Origin of the sequence: Acinetobacter tjernbergiae DSM 14971 = CIP 107465 (genome assembly GCF_000374425.1) — a bacterium.
GTDB classification, from domain to species: Bacteria; Pseudomonadota; Gammaproteobacteria; order Pseudomonadales; family Moraxellaceae; genus Acinetobacter; species Acinetobacter tjernbergiae.
The window spans coordinates 30922-46624 of the sequence record NZ_KB894353.1; the positions used below are offsets into that span (position 1 = coordinate 30922).

Annotated in this window: 13 protein-coding genes; 4 read left to right on the plus strand and 9 right to left on the minus strand. The window is 37.1% G+C overall.

Translation table 11 applies throughout. The features are described 5' to 3' along the window. Positions 1-107: 107 nt before the first annotated feature. Entirely contained in the window at positions 108-713 is a 606-nt protein-coding gene (locus C502_RS0100135) for a GNAT family N-acetyltransferase (protein ID WP_018676828.1), read from the minus strand. Positions 714-859: 146 nt separating this feature from the next. On the opposite strand from C502_RS0100135, the gene C502_RS0100140 reads away from it, so the two are divergent. After that, positions 860-1210: a hypothetical protein gene (locus C502_RS0100140; protein ID WP_018676829.1), complete on the plus strand. Its 351-nt coding sequence runs from the start codon at positions 860-862 to the stop codon at positions 1208-1210. A gap of 39 nt (positions 1211-1249) precedes the next feature. Further along, positions 1250-1888, plus strand: coding sequence for a DUF2238 domain-containing protein (locus tag C502_RS0100145; protein WP_018676830.1), 639 nt, complete (start codon positions 1250-1252; stop codon positions 1886-1888). A gap of 28 nt (positions 1889-1916) precedes the next feature. Here the strand turns inward: C502_RS0100145 and blp2 are convergent, their stop codons facing one another. The 8 genes from blp2 to C502_RS0100185 form a co-directional block, all read right to left on the minus strand. Further along, positions 1917-4100: an Ig-like repeat protein Blp2 gene (gene blp2, locus C502_RS0100150; protein ID WP_018676831.1), complete on the minus strand. Its 2184-nt coding sequence runs from the start codon at positions 4098-4100 to the stop codon at positions 1917-1919. 238 nt (positions 4101-4338) lie between these two features. Then, positions 4339-5301 (minus strand): protease SohB, encoded by a 963-nt coding sequence (gene sohB / locus C502_RS0100155; protein ID WP_018676832.1) that lies wholly within the window; start codon positions 5299-5301, stop codon positions 4339-4341. A 146-nt stretch (positions 5302-5447) separates the two neighbouring features. After that, complete coding sequence (pstB, locus tag C502_RS0100160) at positions 5448-6362, minus strand: phosphate ABC transporter ATP-binding protein PstB (RefSeq protein WP_018676833.1); 915 nt, start codon at positions 6360-6362, stop codon at positions 5448-5450. A 14-nt stretch (positions 6363-6376) separates the two neighbouring features. Next, the gene (gene pstA / locus C502_RS0100165) at positions 6377-7768 is read right to left on the minus strand and encodes a phosphate ABC transporter permease PstA (protein WP_018676834.1); all 1392 of its coding nucleotides are present in this window, start codon (positions 7766-7768) and stop codon (positions 6377-6379) included. Next, a complete protein-coding gene (gene pstC, locus C502_RS0100170) occupies positions 7765-9144 on the minus strand; it encodes a phosphate ABC transporter permease subunit PstC (protein WP_018676835.1) in 1380 nt (459 codons plus the stop codon). The genes pstA and pstC overlap by 4 nt, the downstream gene beginning before the upstream one ends. A 99-nt stretch (positions 9145-9243) precedes the next feature. Next, positions 9244-10275: a substrate-binding domain-containing protein gene (locus C502_RS0100175; RefSeq protein WP_018676836.1), complete on the minus strand. Its 1032-nt coding sequence runs from the start codon at positions 10273-10275 to the stop codon at positions 9244-9246. A gap of 523 nt (positions 10276-10798) precedes the next feature. Beyond that, positions 10799-12331, minus strand: coding sequence for a pyridoxal phosphate-dependent decarboxylase family protein (locus C502_RS0100180; protein WP_018676837.1), 1533 nt, complete (start codon positions 12329-12331; stop codon positions 10799-10801). A gap of 2 nt (positions 12332-12333) precedes the next feature. Then, positions 12334-13704 carry a diaminobutyrate--2-oxoglutarate transaminase gene (locus tag C502_RS0100185; RefSeq protein ID WP_018676838.1) on the minus strand — a complete coding sequence of 457 codons (1371 nt, stop codon included), beginning with the start codon at positions 13702-13704 and terminating at the stop codon, positions 12334-12336. Between the two features lie 467 nt (positions 13705-14171). On the opposite strand from C502_RS0100185, the gene C502_RS0100190 reads away from it, so the two are divergent. Both C502_RS0100190 and C502_RS0100195 read left to right on the plus strand, forming a co-directional pair. Next, positions 14172-14873: an SIMPL domain-containing protein gene (locus tag C502_RS0100190; RefSeq protein WP_018676839.1), complete on the plus strand. Its 702-nt coding sequence runs from the start codon at positions 14172-14174 to the stop codon at positions 14871-14873. A 78-nt stretch (positions 14874-14951) separates the two neighbouring features. Then, positions 14952-15521 carry a transposase gene (locus tag C502_RS0100195; RefSeq protein ID WP_018676840.1) on the plus strand — a complete coding sequence of 190 codons (570 nt, stop codon included), beginning with the start codon at positions 14952-14954 and terminating at the stop codon, positions 15519-15521. Positions 15522-15703: the final 182 nt, after the last annotated feature.

Sequence of the window (15703 nt, forward strand, 5' to 3'; positions counted from 1 at the left end):
ATCATTTTTGATCAATATATTGTTCTTATTTTAAAAATTTATTAAAAAATATCTTTCACAGGAAGCTAACAAAAACAATTATAGCAATTGACTGATATCATAAAAATTTAAAATTTCCACTCCATTCTGTGCCCATTTGGAATTAACTCTCCTTCAATCCCTTTAAATTTAGAATCTTGAACCACAACAAAACCTATCTTCTCATATAGCTTTTGCCCTCTTGGATTTGCATAAGATACATCTAACGATAATGAAGAATAACCTTGCTGTTCCGCTAGAGTTTTCAAGTAATTAAGTAATAGCCTGCCAATCCCTTGACTGCGATAGTTTGGAGATACTCCAAAATTTGCTACGTGCAAACTAGTGATACTGGGCTTAGTAACAACTGAACCAGAATAAAAGGCCCGAATCAAAACACGAGAAAACTTTAATTTATAGACTGATAGAATATTTCTAATTGTTCCACCATCCATATTGGGTAAATCTTCTTTCGCATAACATGCAACTACCGCAACAACCTGTCCCTCATGTTCAACGACCCAATGTAATTTATAACTGGTATAACCCCTCTCAGATAAAAACTCTTTATGAATAAAGTTCTCTGCTGTGATCGGACATTGTTGATAAATATAATCAAACAAAGGCATAGCTGCACTATAGATGAGTGGTACACATGCGTATACATCCTCCTTTTTTGCTTTTCTTATTTTCATTCCTCACCCCAATTTGTGTATTTTTCAACCAAAAACATATGATATTAAAATTTTCTTAATTTTTATTGTGTTAGACATTAATAATTAATTTATAAAATTAATCTAATATAGAATAATGCAGTAATTAAAATTTTACCTCATTTATCATGAAGCTTTTTTTGTTGTTCACCATTGCTATAGGCCTAACTGGCTGTTTTTTCGGAAAATCTAGTGAAATCAAACGTGCAGAGAAAATTTTACAAGCTTTTCAATGTAAAAATGTTGAATCAAACCAGCTTGCACCATCTTCTATGTCCAATTTTTACCAACAGACACTTGCAGTAAATAAAGAAAAAGCTTCAACTTATATAGAGCAATATGAAAATGGAGAAGATCTTTTTGACATTCCTCTAGATGAAGTTGTACAACAAAAATATCAATTATATAAACAAGCATGTCAGGCACTTGGTGGTATATCTACATTCAAAGAACCAATTGACATAAACGTAACCAAGTAAGGTAAATCTAATTTACCTGATTTTATTTTTGGGTATGGCATGATAGAAAAACAACTTTATTTCAAACACTACATGGCATTAGCAATCATTTTGCTCAGCGTAATTTTAGCAAGCATTAACCCTCTAGAGTTTGAATCCTATTTACTGCATCAGACGGGTACTGTTCTGATGCTTATTGCACTATTGGTCGCAGTTAAAAAAATTGGCATTACATTTTATAGTTTCTGTCTCTATCTCGCCTTTCTTTTCATTCATATTATTGGTGCACATTACCTATATTCTTATGTTCCTTATAACGATTGGGTCAATACACTGTTCCATGTTGACTTAAATCAAAGTATGGGTTGGTCACGAAACATGTATGATCGTTTCGTACATTTTGCTTATGGATTATTACTTTATCCATTTTTTTATCGCTGCTTCCAAGTATGGTTGCCTAACGTAAAACCATTCTCTCTATTCTTGTTGGTAATTCAGTTTGTCATGGCAACAAGCTTGTTTTATGAATTGATTGAATGGTGGATTGCAATGGGCTTATCCCCAAAAGATGCTGAAAACTATAATGGGCAACAAGGTGACATATGGGATGCCCATAAAGATATGTTTCTTGCAACAATTGGAGCAATAATTATTGGAGTAATTCAATACTATAAAGACAAAACTCTTATTCGAAAATAAGAGTTTTTGTTTCATTTATCTAGATATTTTAAGCTATAAGATCTTGAGTTAACTCCAATTGATCCAAAGGATCTAATTTCACCATTTGCAGAAAATCAGAACTTATTGAACTAGCAAGACTTACATTAGGTGAAGATGATGTTTCGATGAGTCCAAGTTCATCTAGGACCCCATTTAACTGAACCACAGACGGATCAGAGGGCACCAATAGGTCATTGATCGAAATTTTTTCAACTTGTGTTGATTCTGCAAAAACGGCAGGATTAATTTGAATAGAATTAAGTTCAATATGATCAGCAAGAGAAATTTGCTCGGACAACAACTCCGAAGTTTCATTATTCAACAATGTTACGGTAGTCGTTGGTGCAACAATCGTAAAAATAAAAGACTCACTCACTTCGCTTGTATTACCTGCAGCATCAGTTTGAGTTAATGTAATTTTATGAAGCCCTAATGCCAAATCATGATTTGGGTTAAAACTCCAACTACCATTATTGGCAACTGTTACAACCCCTATTGCTTGTCCATTATCATAAATAGTTAACTGAGCCTTAGGCTCAGCAGAGTTCACTATTCCAGAAATCGTTGGTTTAAGATCATCTGTAGTACCACCTGAAGCAATCTGTCCTTTAACATCACCAATATCATCATCTAGTTTAGGAATGGAGGGCTTAGCAGGTGCAGTTACATCTTTGGTCCCTAAAATATCAGTAGCATCAGATTGATTACCCGATGCATCAATCACATAAATTTTTCCAATATTTTTTTCTGTAAGTGCTGGAGAAATTGGAATTGTAAATTTACCTTGAGCATCGGCAACGCCTGTTCCTATTAATTTTCCATTTGCATCTTTTATTTGAATTTTTGCATCTATTTCAGCAGTCCCTGAAACTGAATCTCCAGCACTATTCAATTGAGCTGTAGCTTTATCAGGTGCAATCGTATCTTTTCCTGTTGTGATCTCAAGTGGTTTAGATTGATTACCGGCAGCATCTTCAATAATAACTAAACCTTTTTTATCTGTTGCTAACGCTGGTGAAATAACAATTTGAAATTTTCCTTGTGCATCAGTGATACCACTGCCTATTAGTTTTCCATCAGCATCTTTAATTTGAACCTTTGCATTTGCTTCAGCTCGACCAAGAATTGAAGTTCCTTCTTTATTTACTTCTACTAATGGTTGATCAGGCGCTAGAGTATCTTTGCCAGCAAAGACCTTTGAAGGGGTTGATTTATTAACAGCCGCATCTTCAGCAATGACTGTTCCGCCTTTATCACTCGTTAAGGGTGATGAAAGTTTAATGGAATACAATCCTGCACTATTTGCATTAACAGAGCCTAATAATTTTCCATCTGCATCATAAATAGATACTTTAGCATTTGCTTCTGTCTTACCTGAGACAATCGTCCCATCTGCATTTAATTGCGCACTAGGAGCATCTGGTGCAATTGTATCTTTAGTACCAGTCACCACAATGGCTTTCGATGGATTACCAGCACCATCTATTGCTGTCACGGTTACTTTATTGTTATTTGCTAAAGGTTGATCAAGCTTAATTGTATAATTACCTTCCTGATTGGCCTGTGTAGTTGCAATTACTTTTCCTGTCGTATCTTTAATTTCAACTTTTGCACTCGCTTCAGTTTTACCTGCGATGGTTTGCATATCCTCAGCTAATGTTGCAGTTGGGGCAACTGGAGGAATGATATCAATAGGCTGATTTTGATTAGGTTGATCATCTTTGTCATCGTCTTTCACTGCCCATAAATACACACCTTCTGCTGCTAAGGCAACTAAACCTACTTTCAATAATTGTGCCTTGCTAATTCCTAAATCGTCTCCCCCTTGCTCAGTTGTCATAACCTGGGTAGGCGATTCAGTATAAACAAACTGAGATAGTTGAGTTACTGAAGAGTAACGGCTAAACTTCCCTGCATCATCGAATTGAGCAATCGCATAAGTTCCATCTTCATTAGGGATTGCTAAAGTGTGTTCGCTTAAATTTTTATCGTTATAAAAATCACTAATAACAATTTTCTCACCATTTTTAAGTGTAATGATAAGATCATGACCTTGTTTAATAATTGATTTAATATCTTCTAAGTTTACTCCGATTTGTATAATTGAAGGTTGATTTAATATCACCTCTTTTATCTGTGCATCTTGTAAAATATTTAAGCTTTTCTTCGAAGAAACGACAACTCTTGTCATTTTTATGCTCACTGATCAATTATATTTTTAAATGCTTGTCGATTAATGAATAATTAGGTAATTAATCTAGCGGTTAAAATATCAAATGATGAAGATAAGAACAATCGCTTCTCAACTAAGTTTTATCAAATTGATTTCTTCAGTTAAATATTGAGATTTCTATATGATAAGACTTTAAAATATTTCTCTAAAATAAAAAACCAATCATAATGGATTGGTTTTTTATTTTAGAGTTACTTTAGAATTTAGGATCACGCATTTGCACTAGGCTACCATTTGCTTTAGCCAAACTATCCGTCACTTTCCCTATAACTGTTGGGATTAAATTTTCCACAATCTGTGCGGCTTGTAATCCTAGTTTTTCTCCAAAAGTTGGTCGCTTACGTGTATTAATTACATAAACATCATGCTGAGATAACAAACTCAATAAATATTCGTCAGAAGTCTGTAACTTATCCACTAAATTCAGTGCAAGAGCATCTTCACCGTACCAATGTTCACCTGTCGCAACTTTTTCAACATTAAGCTGTGAACGATATTTCTCAATAAAATGCTTAAATAGTACATGAGTCTGTTGCAACTCTTCCTCAAATTTTGCTTTACCCTCAGCCGTATTTTCACCAAACATGGTCACAGTACGCTTGTACTGCCCAGCAGTATATAGCTCAAAATCAACATTATGCTGTTTCAATAACCGATTAAAATTAGGTACTTGTGCAACAACACCAATTGAACCTACGATTGCAAATGGAGCCGAAATAATTTGATTGGCAATACATGCCATCATATAACCACCACTTGCTGCTACTTTATCAACACAAATAGTCACGTTAAAGCCTGCATCACGCAAACGAACCAATTGTGCAGCAGCTAAGCCATAACCATGAACCATTCCACCTGGGCTTTCTAAACGAACTACGACACGATCATGTCCTGCTTTCGCAGTTGCCAAGATCAATGTAATTTCTTCACGAATAGTATCAACAGCAGATGCTTGAATATCACCTTTGAAATCAAGTACAAAGATTTTTTGATCATTTTTCTTACGAACTTTAGCTTCTTTAGCAAGCTGTTGAATAAGTTGTAGTAATTCCAAACGAGAAGCTGTAGTTTGTGCGATTCTTTTTCTTTGTTCATTCACACGCGCATTTAAATGACTAATACGAATCTCAGCAGGAAATTTAGGTAAATGGAATAACATAAAGTAAGTGCTCTATAAGTTCGGCTTTATCCGTCTAAGATGTGGTCAGTTCAATAAAAATTCAATAGTGATTTTGCAAAATAGATTCACTTTCATTTATTTTATAAAAAAAGAGCCCTGAGGCTCTTTTTTTTATTGATCAACAATCAACCAAATCGACCCGTAATATACGCTTCGGTCAACTGATGATCAGGCTGTGTAAACACTTTTTCAGTTGAATTGACTTCAATCAAATCACCCAAGTGGAAGTATGCAGTACGATCAGATACACGTGCAGCTTGTTGCATCGAGTGAGTTACAATTGCAATCGTATATTGTTCAGAAAGTTCTGAAATCAACTCTTCAATTTTTGCCGTTGCAATTGGATCAAGTGCTGAACATGGCTCATCCATTAAGATCACTTCTGGGCTGACAGCAATAGTACGTGCAATACATAAACGTTGTTGCTGACCACCTGATAAACCAGTACCTGGTTGGCTGAGACGATCTTTTACTTCATCCCATAAACCCGCTTTACGTAAGCTGTTTTCAACAATTTCTTCTAAATCATATTTATCACGTGCTAAACCATGAAGTTTAGGTCCATAAGCCACGTTATCAAAAATTGATTTTGGGAATGGGTTGGGTTTCTGAAATACCATTCCGACCTGCGCACGTAGCAGCACAACATCAAGACTTGGATCATAAATATCTTGATTGTCTAGCGTTACCTTACCTGTTACACGGCAGCTATCAATCGTATCATTCATACGGTTTAGAGTACGTAAAAAAGTCGATTTACCACAGCCTGATGGCCCAATAAATGCAATCACTTCATTTTGATAAATATCAATATCAATGCCTTTAATTGCTTCAGTTTCGCCATAATAAACATGAACATCTTTAGTACTAATTTTAACTTCACTTACTTTAGGTTTTTTATTTGATGAAGCTGTTTCAAACTGAGAGACAAATGCAGTATTTGATTGTGGAACTTGCGCTTCAGATGACGTAAATTCTGTTTGCTGTGGATTCACTGACTTATCCTTTTCTACGGCGTTCATAATATCAATCGTATTCATTGTACTCTCCTCAACTACCAACGCACTTCAAATTTCTTACGAAGCCAAATCGCAAGGCTGTTTAAACCAATCATTAATGCAAGTAAAACAATAATTGCAGCTGCGGTACGCCCTTCAAAGAAGTTACGTAATTCATTACCCTGCCATAAATAAACTTGTACAGGTAATGCCGTTGCCTGATCCAAGGGTGTTGCTGGAACACTTGCAACGAAAGCACTCATTCCAATAAGAAGTAACGGAGCCGTCTCACCTAATGCATGTGCCACACCAATAATTGCACCCGTCATAATCCCAGGTAACGCTAACGGCAATACATGATGGAAAATAGTTTGTACTTTCGATGCACCTAAACCTAAAGCTGCTTGACGAATCGAAGGTGGGACTGCTTTTAAAGATGCACGTGTTGTAATAATCACAGTTGGTAAAGTCATCAGACTTAAAACTAAACCACCCACTAACGGTGCAGAAAGTGGTAAATGCATCCAACCAATAAAAATTGCGGCGCCTAATAAACCAAATACAATCGAAGGTACAGCAGCTAAATTATTAATATTGACTTCAATAATATCGGTCATCAAGTTTTTAGGCGCAAACTCTTCAAGGTATATCGCACTTGCAACCCCAATCGGAATTGAAATTACAATAACAATCAACATCATGAATAATGAGCCCATAAATGCACCCGCTAAACCACTGGTCGCTGGTGAACTACGAGAGTCTGGACTAAAAAATAAATTAGTATTAAATGTATTTTCAATAATACCCTTTGCTTTTAATTGATCTGCAAGCTGACGAACTTCAGGATCAAGTTGCTGTTGCTCATCAGGTAAAGATCGATCAATGTTACCTGCTAACCAAACATCAATATTGGCATCAGCTAAGAATTTAATTTCATCTTTAGTTCCAATCAAAGCAGGATTTTCAAGCACCATATCACGTAAACGATACGCTTCTGAACTCGTATAAATACTGTTTAAATAGTCACGTTGAGCTGCTAAAACTGGATCTTTTGCAATGATACCATTAACAATAATCGCATCCCAATCCACCATTCCTACTTCAGTTTGCCAAGCAACAAAACGCTCTTCAAAGTGTGCTGGTGTTTCACCTGCAGTCGGTTTTGGTTTTGCGCTTACATTAATTATGGCTGGGTCAAAATAAATAGGAACCGTTAGGCTGCTTTGCCAAAAAGAAGGCAAACCTTTTATTAAAATACTACCAAATAATAAAGCAACAAATGCTAAGCCAATAATAACGGCGGAGAAACCACCAAAACGGAATGCCTTTTCTTTACGATGACGCTTAGCCAAGGAACTTTGAATTCTTCTTTTACGCTGTTCACGTTGTTCAGCAGCTACTTGTGGATCAAATACGTTCTGATCCAGACGAGATGTATTTGAACTCATTCGTATTGCTCACGATATTTGCGCACAATGTATAGTGCAATAATGTTTAAACCCAAAGTAATCACAAACAAGGTTAGACCAAGAGCAAATGCAACTAAGGCTTGTGGGCTGGCAAAGTCTGTATCACCTGTTAACTGCTTAACAATTGTAACGGTGACCGTTGAAACAGCTTCAAATGGATTTGCATGTAATAAGGGACTATTCCCTGCAGCAAGGACCACAATCATCGTTTCACCCACTGCGCGAGAAACTGCCAATAAAAATGCACCTGTAATACCAGGTAAAGCCGCCGGTAAAACAACCTGACGAATCGTTTCTGATTTGGTTGCACCTAAGCCCAAAGAACCATCTCGCAATGCACGAGGAACCTGAGTAATAATGTCATCGGAGAGAGACGAAACAAATGGAATGATCATGATCCCCATCACGAAACCAGCTGTTAAGGCACTTGTTGCATTAATATCAATGCCCACACTTTCACCAAGCATCTTAAAAAATGGACCAATAATCATTAAGGCAAATACACCATAAACAATCGTTGGAATACCTGCTAAAACTTCAATTGTTGGCTTAGCCCAAGAACGTAAGTTTGGTGAAGCATATTCAGCAAGATAAATCGCAATCATTAATCCAACAGGTACAGCAACTAATAATGCTATACCACTGACCATTAAAGTACCCCATAGTAAGGGTAATATGCCGTAACTACCCTCTGCATTCCCAGTGGTACTAAACCCTGGATTCCACTCAGTACCAAAGAAGAAATCAACTGGACTTACAAAATGGAAAAAATGTAACGCCTCACTTAGCATCGAAAGTACGATACCTATTGTTGTGAGAATCGCGACACCAGAACATAAAATCAAACCGACATTGATGGCTTTTTCGACTTCATTACGTGCTCGAAATTGCTGACTAACGTGACGTTTTGCCCAGACTAATCCAGCTAAACCAGCACTAATCACAACTGCTAACTTTGCAAAAGAGCCTACAGTTTCGAATTTAGCAAGTTGCTGTGCTGCTGTAATTTCATATGCTGCTGCTTGATCAGTCACCCCAAAACCAGAGGCGATTGCCTGTACACGATCAATTAAAACATCACGACCTGCTTCATCTAAGCTACCACTTACTGATGCTGGTATATTATTGAAAATAATATGTTGTAGAACACTCGGTTCGACCAAGTTCCAAATGATCAAAATTAAAAAAGCAGGAATACCACACCACAAAGCAACCAAAATTCCATAATAGCCAGGGCGTGAATGTAGTGTTGCTGAGTTATTTCCCTTACCTGCTAGGCTACGGCTTTTACTCAGCCCGATTTGATATGCAATTGCCACAAGGGCTAATAACACACCGATAAGTAGCAGATTCATGTAATCTCCACTGTTTTCTCAATTTTCATCATTTGAAAAAACTTAGCTAGACAAAAAGGCTGATGATCCAATGTCTCACCAGCCTCCCTTTAAACAATCTTATTTCACTGATTTACCAGCTTTAAAATCAGCAAGGATTTTTGCACGTTCTTTATCATTTAATGCAATCAAACCTGCTTTTTCTAATTTAGAACCTTTACCAGAAGCTTTCTTATTTAAGAAATATTCTACGTATTGTGGTAAACCTTTAATTGATTTTAAATGCTCGCCTTTCACATAGAAGTAAAGTGCACGAGATACTGGGTATTGACCACTTAAAACTGTTTTTTCAGAAGGTAAAACACCATTTACTGTCGCAACACGTAATTTATCGCGGTTTTGATCATAGAAACCTAAACCAAATACACCCACTGCATTAGGAGAAGTTTTTAAACGAGCCAGTGTTTCAGTGTAATCACCTGCAATTTCAATCACACGACCATCTTTACGGAAGTTTGAACATGCTTTTTTCTGTTCTTCTTTGTCTAAATTTTTGAAATAAGCAAATGATTCACAACCCGCATCAACCATTTTTTCTTGGAACACTTCACGCGTACCATGGTTTGTTGCTGGAATAACTAAAGTAATCGGTTCATTTGGTAAGTCATCATCAATTTGGTTCCATCGTGTATATGGGTTTGGAACCAATTTACCACCTGAAGGAAGCTGTGCAGCCAATGCAGTAAATATATGTGCTGGATCTAAGTTATAAGCACCCTTTCGTGAGTTAGACGCAAATACGATACCGTCATAACCAATTTTGATTTCTTGAACTTGATTTACGCCTGCTTTTTTACATGCAGCAAGCTCTGAATCTTTGATTTTACGTGAAGCATTTGCGATATCGATGGTATTATCGCCAACACCTTGACAGAATTGCTTTAAACCGCCTGAAGTACCACCTGAACCAACAACGGGTGCTTTAAATTGCGGGAAGGTATTACCAAACTCTTCAGCAACAATACTTGCGTATGGCAATACAGTTGAAGAACCAGCGATTTGAATCGTATCACGAGCTGCATTCGCAGTTGTTGCTACGGCTACTCCAGATACAGCTAATGCAATTGCGATATGACGTGGATTTAAGCGCATTCTGTTTTCTCTCATTTATACAATTTGATTTACAACTCTTTTTAATTCAAGTGTTGTACTTTAGTTAACTGCATTTTGAGGAGATAATATGACAATTAAGTGACAACTTTATGACGCTTTTATGATGATCATTTTTATTTGAAAATTTTCAGTCATAAAAAAAGAGTTTTTTGAATAGAAATAGCGAAAGAAAAATTATCTTAATGGCTGTAATTTATAATTTTTTACTTACAATACAACATATAAGAAATCAAACTAGAAATATAAATTTGACGACCTTAGTAATGAAAACTATATGACAAATGTCTTTGTAATGTTGGTTTTAACCCGTCAATTCGATTCTAAATGAAATAAAATCAGGTTTCCAATAGCGATTTACACGTCTATCTTAAGCTATTCCGAAAATTATTTGAGAATAAATTAAAAGTATATTCAGATGAGCTAAATTTTTCTAAGCCCAATCGCAAAGACTAAAAAATAAAAAAGGCACATGAATGTGCCTTTCTCTTAGAAAGCAAATCGATTAGTCAATCGCTGTAACATAAGTCCCAGCTACAATTGTATCTTTAATACGATCCGCTTCTGCAAGCACCAATGCAAGCAAGTTTTGAACGTTTTCAAGTGTCGCAACTGGGCTTAAAGTGGTCATTTTCAATGATTGAACATCACCAACTTTAGTTACACCAATATTCGCCTCACCACGAGCAAATAGTTCATCTGCCACGTTTTGATTCAAGCTATCGATAAACTCAGCAGGATAAGCTTCTGGCGCAACACGGAATAAGACTGAAGCAAACTGTGGTTCGATCAATAATTCAAGACCAGCAGTCGCTTTAATATAATCAGCAACTTCACGTGTTAATTTCACACCATGATCGATCATTGAACCATAAAGCTCTTCGCCCAATGCTTCAACCGTCATCCATAATTTCAATGCATCAAAACGACGTGTCGTTTGTAATGATTTAGACACAAGGTTAGGTACACCATGTTCTTCATCATAAGCAGAGTTTAAATATTCTGCTTCATAATGCATAAAGCGATAGTTTGCTTCGTCTTTCAATAAGAAAGCACCACAGCTAATGCTTTGGAAATAATGTTTATGGAAATCAAGCGTGATTGAGTCTGATAATTCAATTCCATCGAGCATTGCACGATGGTCATTTGAAAGAATCAGCGCACCGCCCCAAGCAGCATCAATATGCATCCATGAACCATACTTCGTGGTAATTTCACGGATTTTCTTGAGTGGATCAATTGCTCCAGCATCTGTCGTACCTGCTGTTGCAACAACACACGCGACGATTTTGCCTTCAGCTTGAAGATGTGCCATGGTTTTTTCTAGCGCATCGACATCCATTTGTGCATTTTCATTCACAGGAACAGTCACAACTGACTGGAAGCCCATGCCCATCATCGCCATGTTCTTTTGCACAGAGAAATGTGCATTTTCAGAACAGATGACTTTGACGTTTTTCATTGCATCTGCTGGGATACCATCACGCTGAACAGACCACGGTTTGCCGTTTTCATCTTTCCAGTTTTTCGCGACACACCAATCACGCGCAAGCAATACACCCATCAAGTTTGACTGTGTACCACCAGAAGTGAACACGCCTGCTTGACCTGCGCCATAACCGACTTTTTGACGAAGCCAATCAACCAATTGAACTTCCATCAAAGAACCCGCTGGGCTTTGATCCCATGAATCCATTGATTGGTTGGTCGCATTGATCAACACTTCCGCAATCTGGCTCATCACCATCGTTGGGCAGTGTAAATGTGCTAATGAATGTGGGTGATGTACTTTTAAGCTCTTATTAAGGAAAAGCTCAATCATACGTTGTAATGACTGCTGTACACCTAAACCTTGTTTTGATGGATTAAAAGAGATTGCTGCACGCAAATCTTTAATGCTTCCACCTGTGTACATTTTATCATTTTGCAACCATGCTGAAACGGCATTTACCGCTTCACCCATTGCTGACTGGTAGTCAGCAATAGATTGAGCATCATTGCAGAGTAACGCTTTACGATGTTCTGCAAAATCAACCATGATTATCCTCGTACTGCTTTTAATGCTTCAGCAACCGCTTTCTTGAAACGAGCCACCGCTTCTACGCATTCTTCTTGAGTAATAATCAATGGGCAAAGTAAGCGAATTACAGTACCGTTACGACCGCCTTTTTCAAGCAATAATTTATTGTTGAAACAAGCCGTTTGGATTGCAGCAGCAAGTTGAGCATCAGCAGGTAATGAACCCATATGATCCGCAGGTTTACGCTCGTCAACGATCTCAACACCAATCATCAAACCACGACCACGTACGTTACCAATACATGGGAATTCTTGAGCAAGGTTTTTGAACTCAGCTTGTAAGAAATCACCACGTTCTTGCGCATTTTGAGCAAGGTTTTGTTCTTTGATCACTTGAAGTGATGCCAAACCTGTACCCATCGCAAGTTGGTTACCACGGAAAGTACCCGTGTGACCCGCAGGCTGCCAAGCATCAAACTTACGTTTGATACCTAATACTGCAAGTGGCAAACTACCACCTACCGCTTTAGACATCACGACAACATCAGGCTCGATGCCCGCATGTTCAAAGGCAAACATTTTACCTGAACGAGCAAAACCAGCTTGAACTTCGTCCAAGATTAAAACGATGTTGTGCTTTTCAGTCACTTCACGAATTTTTTGTAACCACTTCACAGGCGCAGTTACCACACCACCTTCACCTTGAATCGCTTCAAGAATTACAGCAGCAGGTTTGGTTACACCGCTTTCAACATCTTCAATGAAGTTTTCAAAGAAGTATGTTAAAGCATCAACACCTGCTTCCCCACCTAAACCAAGTGGGCAACGATATTCATGCGGGTATGGCATAAATTGAACGCCTGGCATTAAGCCATTGACTGCATTCTTTGCAGACAAGTTACCTGTCATTGCAAGCGCGCCATGCGTCATACCATGATAGCCACCAGAGAAACTAATCACTGTGCTACGACCCGTATAAGTTTTCGCTAATTTAATTGCCGCTTCTGTACCATCTGCACCAGATGGACCACAGAACTGTAGGCAATATTCTTCTTGACCGCCTGGCAAATAAGCCAAAAGCGCTTCAGTAAACGCATCTTTTAAAGGCGTTGTTAAGTCTAAAGTATGCAAGGGCAAACCACTTGCCAATGTGTCTTGAATACTTTGAATCACCGCAGGATGATTATGACCTAAAGCCAATGTCCCTGCCCCAGCTAAACAATCAAGGTACTCTGTACCTTCAACATCAGTAACCCAGCAGCCTTGTGCTTTTGCTATTGCCAACGGTAGTTTACGTGGGTAACTACGAACATTTGATTCCATCTGACTTTGGCGAGTCAAATAATATTCGTTGGTTGCATTAGCGGCAGGATTTACGGAAGTAACGCTCATATCGAATTACCATCTCTGATATGGGTAAAAGAAATAAGTCTGGTGACTTGCGGTCGTTTGACTCGGTGCTTTTTAGAATCTAGTGCAGACACAAATTTTTATATCTTTCAACTAGGAGCGAGATGATACCTAATTTTGAAAGAAAATAAACTCTTTTTATGCCTTACATTCATCTAATCTTATTGAAAAAATGCTTCATTCCAATAAGTATGATGAATTATCATCATACTATGTGACAAGCGAAAGAAAGTAAGCTTTTTTTAACAGCACTATTTTTTTTAGATGAATGTTCAAATCAACAAAGCTAATTATATAATTTATAATATTTTTTATTTTATTTTTCGTTGCAAAACACTGCTAATATATTACAAAGACACCACAAAATATGCAGAAGTTCCTCATCAGTTGTTTTTAATATCAGACTTGTAAAAAATAAATCTCTAATACCAAATTTTAAGGAAGTTTTTATGCGTACTTTAGCACTTACCGCGATGATGATTGGGGCGACACTAAGTCCAAGCCTTTTTGCTCATGAAACTGAGAACTTGAACTACAATATTGTCAACATTCAAGCGGATGCTGCGCGTCAAGTTGCAAATGATGAAATGCGCGCCGTACTCTACATTGAAAGAAGTAATAAGCAACCTGCTGAGCTTTCTAACCAGATTAATCAATTGATGAATCAGGCTCAGGCAATTTCTCGTAAATACGCACAAGTGAAAGTCGAAACAGGCGCACAAAGTACCTATCCTATTTATGACAATGATAATAATAAATTGAAAGAATGGCGCGCTCGTGCAGAAATCCAAATTGAAAGTAAAGACTTTAAAGCAGCAAGCCAGTTGATTAGTGAACTACAACAAAGCTTCCAAACTCAATCGATTAGCTTCACCGTATCGGATGAGCAACGTAAAAAAGTTGAAAATGAGCTGATGATTGAAGCATCTAATAACTTTCGTCAACGTGCATTAGCAATTACACGTGCATGGGATAAAGCACAATACAATCTCGTTAGCTTGAACTTAAATACCAGTAATTATTTTCCACAACCGATGATGCGTGGCGGTATGGCAAAATTCTCAATGGCGGAAGCAGCACCTGCACAAGATATGGCAGCTGGTGAATCCAAGATTACTGTCAGTGCCAATGGTTCAATCCAATTTAAATAATTAAATATTCACATAAGGGCGTATCAGATACGCCCTATTTCTATAATATAATCCATTCAACATATAAAGATAAGAACAATGAATACCTATACCCCAAATATACATCACAGAAAAACTATCCGCCTAAAAGGCTATGATTATTCACAAAATGGAATATATTTTATTACAATTTGCTGCGCAGACCGACAATGTATATTTGGTCAAATTACTGAGCAAGAAATGACGTTAAATCAATTTGGGCAAATCGCCTACGATGAATGGTTAAATACTATCAATTTAAGAAACAATGTTGTTTTAGACCATTTTATTATTATGCCTAATCATATGCATGCAATCATCCATCTAAAAAAGCCAGATATAGAGAATATTTCTATTACTCAAACTACTGATAATCTAGGCATGTGTAGTGATTTTGGCGTATGCAATACGCCCCTACGATCACCATCTAATAATATTGGTGCGATCATTCGTGGCTATAAGGCTGCAGTTACAAAACAATTTAATCAACTCGATTTTAATCAAAAAGTATGGCAAAGAAATTACTATGAACATATCATTCGTAATGAAAAATCCTATACGGTAATTTCTAACTATATTATTAATAATCCTCGAACATGGGAAAATGATCTCTTTCATATTGATGCATAATTGTAGGGGCGTATCGCATACACCCAATCAAGAATTTAATTGCTTTTTGCTCACTGGCGAAGGTGTTGTTTGAATGATATGAACACACCGAATATAAGCAATTTTAATTTTATTTAAGCAAAATCTAAGAGAAAATTTTGAGTCTCATTCTTTCAATTTGTGCAGTTTGCAAAATAATAGTG